The organism is Mesorhizobium sp. M7A.F.Ca.US.005.03.2.1 (assembly GCF_003997795.1).
Lineage (GTDB): Bacteria > Pseudomonadota > Alphaproteobacteria > Rhizobiales > Rhizobiaceae > Mesorhizobium > Mesorhizobium ciceri.
Genome location: NZ_RZRP01000567.1, coordinates 1 through 4,184 on the forward strand (window position 1 = coordinate 1; position 4,184 = coordinate 4,184).

Sequence of the window (4,184 nt, forward strand, 5' to 3'; positions counted from 1 at the left end):
CACCAGATGCCGGAACGCCGCCACCACATCCTCATAGACATGGCGCTTGAACGGCACGATCAGGTCAGGAAGGTCCTGCATCGGCCGCCATGCCCATTTGTCGAACTCGGCGGTGTGGCCACCCGGCGGCGGATTGATCTGGATCTCGCTGACATCGCCGTGGAAGCGAAAGGCGAACCATTTCTGCGTCTGGCCGCGATACCGGCCCTTGAAGGCGATGCCGACGAGATGCTCCGGCAAATCATAGTTGATCCAGTCCGGCGCCTCGGCCAGTAGCGAGACGCCGCGCATGCCGGTCTCCTCATAGAGCTCGCGCTCGGCCGCCTGCAGGGGCTCCTCGCCCTCGTCGATGCCGCCTTGTGGCATCTGCCAGAGCTGCGTCGTGCCGGCAAATTCGCTGTCCGGTTCGGCAATGCGGTGCCCGACCCAGACCAGGCCCTCGGCATTGAGGATCATCAGCCCGACGCAGGGTCGGTAAGGCAGCGTTTCGCGGTCGATTTTGTTCGTCTTTGGCATCAGTCACTCTTTCCAGCCGTCTTCCGAGGGCTAGCCTTTTTGCGGATCGATAGCCACCGCTGAAATCGGCACGATCTCGATGCCGCGCTTCTTGGCCTCGACCACCCAGGATGACACGGTATCGACCGTCAGGTCGAAGGCCGAACCGATGCCGACGGCAGTGCCTTTGGCCCGCGCGGTCGCCTCCAGGCTGTCGAGCTTCTTCAGGATTTCGCCGCGATCCTGCACGGCATCAATCGCCATGTCGCCGGCGACGAAGGGCACGCCGTCTTTCAGCGCCAGATCCGGCGCCAGACTGCGCGCCGACGAGCCGTCATCGATATAGGCGAGGCCGCGTTTGCCGAGCTCGGCGATGAACGGCTCCATCGCCGCCGCGTCAGCGGAAAAGCGGGCGCCCATATAGTTCATGACGCCGGTATAGTTGGTCGTCCGCGACAGCGCCCAGTGCAGGCTCTTCAGGTTCTCGTCCGCGCTCGCCGCCACCGTCAGCGTGTTGCGTCCCGGATTGACCTTGGGATAATCGAACGGTTCGAGCGGCACCTGCATGACGATCTCGTGGCCGCTCTGCCTGGCTGCCTGCATCCAGCGGCCGATGCTGTTGCCTTGCGGCGCGAAGGCCAGCGTCACTTCCGCCGGCAGCTTGGCGATGGCCGCCTGGGTGCCGGTCTGCGAAACCGAAAGCCCACCGATGACGATCGCCACCCGTGCGCCGCGCCCGCCCGACCAGGGCCGCGCATAGACGTCGAACGGCCGCCTGCCATCGGCGGCGCGCACCGGCAACGGCCCGGTCTCGCTGGCCTCGATCAGCGCCTTGTCGGGAATATGCGCGACCTTCAGGTTCTGGCCGACGGTCGACGGGTCGCGAATGACGATCGCTGCCTTGGGCGGCCCATCGCCCTCCTCCGTCTGCACATGGATGATCTGCGGCCCACCTGATTTGACCGGCGCCTCCGGCTTCGGTGCCGCCGGGGCCAATGCAGGCGGCGCGGCGGCAGGTTCGGCCGCCGCGGTCACTTTCAGCGTTGAAACGGCAACCTCTTGCGGCTTACGAAACGGCTTTTCCCTGAGCGCGATCGCGCCGGAGATGCCTGCCACCACCAGCACGGCCACTGTCGCCATGATCGCACCGCCGCTGAGCTTGCCGGCGGCGCGCGGCGGCCGGACTGCCTGTCCGAGCGGGCGTTCGATGTCCTTGCCGATATCAGTCAAGCGTAATCCCCGGGCGCATGGCTCCGAAGGCGAAGCCACTTCGAAACGGCATGCGCGAATTCATCAATCCCGGCGCACCCCCGCGCCATGCCTTGGGAGCTTTGCCTCGCCCCCGAATCAAACTGCCGGAACCTTTCGGTCCCGGCAGCATCGCATTGCTTCCATCATGCTCAAACAGAAAGATGGAGCGGCGCGTGCGCCGCTCCAGATCCCTACTGGTTGAGAACCGCCTTTTGCGGATTGGGCGGGAAGGACGGATCGGTCTTCTGGCCACGCAGCAGCTGCTCGGCATAGATGAGCTGCAGATCGTCTTTCGGATCCGGCGGCACATAGGCCGCAGAGCCCGAACCCGTCGTGCTCTCGTCGGCGCCCTTGATATGGCCCTTGAGATCGGATTCGCCACGCGTCAGATCCCTGCCCTGCAGTTCCGGCGGCAGTGGCTGTTCGACCTTGATGTCGGGCGTGATGCCCTTGCCCTGGATCGACTTGCCGGACGGCGTGTAATAGAGCGCCGTCGTCAGCCTGAGCGCACCATTCTCGCCGAGCGGAATGATGGTCTGCACCGAACCCTTGCCGAAGGACTGCGTGCCGACCACCGTGACGCGGCGCAGGTCCTGCAGCGCGCCGGCGACGATTTCCGAGGCACTGGCCGAACCGCCATTGACCAGGACGATCATCGGCTTGCCGTTGATGTCGTCGACCTGCTTGGGCTTGGCGTCGAAGCGGGTGACGTCCTTGGGGTCGCGGCCGCGCGTCGAGACGATCTCGCCGCGGTTGAGGAAGGCATCGGACACGCTCACCGCCTGGTCGAGCAGGCCACCCGGATTGAGGCGGAGATCCAGAACGTAGCCCTTCAGCTTGTCGTCGGGAATCTGCTTCTTGATGGTGTCGATGGCGTTCTCGAGGTCGTCGTAGGTCTTTTCGGTGAAGGAGGTGATCTTCATGTAGCCGATGTCGTTCTCGACCCGGAACTTGACCGCCTTGACCTTGATGATGTCGCGCACGACCGTCAGTTCGATCGGCTTGTCGGCGCCCTGGCGCAGGATGGTCAGCTTGATCGGCGTGTTGACCAGGCCGCGCATCTTGTCGACCGCATCGTTGAGGGTCAGGCCGCGAACCTCTTCGCCGTCGATCTTGGCGATGTAGTCGCCGGCCAGCACGCCTGCCTTGGCAGCCGGCGTGTCGTCGATCGGCGTGATCACCTTGACCAGATCGTTCTCCATGGTGACTTCGATGCCGAGGCCGCCGAACTCGCCCTTGGTCTGGACGCGCATATCCTGCGCCTGCTCGGCATTCATGTAGGAGGAGTGCGGGTCAAGCGAAGCCAGCATGCCGTTGATGGCATTCTCGACCAGCGACTTGTCGTCGGGCGGCGTCACATACTGTGCCCGCACGCGCTCGAAGATATCGCCGAAGATCGCCAGTTGCTTGTAGGTCTCCGACCCTGCAGCGTTCGCCGCCGAGCCGGGTGCGCCATAGACCAGGCTCATGGCGGACGCGCCCATCAGCGCACCGGCAAACAGAAGCGACAGTTTCCGCATTATTCACGTCCTTCCAGAAAAACGGTCCGCCCACCATGGGGCCGGATCGACGGGTTTTCCATCCTTGCGGAACTCGACATAGAGTTCCGGCGTGGCATTTCCATTCTTCGAAACCGAGGTGCTCGCCACCCGGGCCTCTCCCATCGCACCGATCGGCTCTCCTGCAAGCACTGATTGACCGGTCGCGACGCTGATTCTGCTCATCCCCGCCAAAACGACATGATAGCCGTCGCCTGCGTTCAGGATCAAGAGTTGACCATAAGAGCGAAACGGCCCCGCATAAAGCACATTTCCATCTGCCGGCGCGGTAACGATGGCTCCCGATTGTGTCGCAACCATGTCGCCTAGCATCACCGCGCCGTTACCGTCGTCGGCGCCGAATCGCCGCTTGATGCGGCCGGTCACCGGCAGTGCGATCTGTCCCTGCAGCGCCGAAAAGGGCACCGCGGCGGCAAGTTGGTTGCTTTCCGGAACGGGCAGCGACGCCAGTTCCGCCGGCGCGGATGTCTTGTCGCCATCCGCCGTCTTCTGCTCAGCGGCCTTGGCGGCATCGGCGGCCTTGCGGCTCTTGTCGGCCTGCGCTTCGAGCGAGGCGATCAACTCTTTCAGGCTGCCGGCCTTGGCCGCCAGCGCTTCGGATCGCTGCTTTTCCGCGGCCATTTGCGTTTGCGTGTCGGCTTCGAGCTTCTGCTTGGCCTCCAGCAGCATGCCGAGCCGCTTCTTTTCCGCCGTCTGGTCGCCGACCGCCGCCGTCAGCCGCGCCCGTTCGGCCTCGATCGACGCCGTAATCCTGGTCTGTTCCTTGAGATCGGCAAGCAGGCTATCGGTCTGCTGGCGCAGTTCCGGCACCACCGCGCCGAGCAGGATGGCGCTGTCGTCGGTGCGCAGCGCCATCCTGCTCGGCGCGGTGGTGCCGGA

At 64.5% G+C, this 4,184-nt stretch carries 4 protein-coding genes; all 4 read right to left on the bottom strand.

Annotation, left to right across the window (positions count from 1 at the left end; translation table 11 throughout):
- Positions 1-516, bottom strand: a 516-nt coding sequence (locus EN991_RS25720; protein WP_127369816.1) for an RNA pyrophosphohydrolase, incomplete at its 3' end; no start/stop codon positions are given.
- Between the two features lie 30 nt (positions 517-546).
- Positions 547-1,725: a divergent polysaccharide deacetylase family protein gene (locus EN991_RS25725; RefSeq protein WP_127369817.1), complete on the bottom strand. Its 1,179-nt coding sequence runs from the start codon at positions 1,723-1,725 to the stop codon at positions 547-549.
- Positions 1,726-1,937: 212 nt separating this feature from the next.
- Positions 1,938-3,269 (bottom strand): S41 family peptidase, encoded by a 1,332-nt coding sequence (locus EN991_RS25730; RefSeq protein WP_024502881.1) that lies wholly within the window; start codon positions 3,267-3,269, stop codon positions 1,938-1,940.
- The coding region (locus EN991_RS25735) for a peptidoglycan DD-metalloendopeptidase family protein (protein WP_127369818.1) at positions 3,270-4,184 on the bottom strand (915 nt) is incomplete at its 5' end.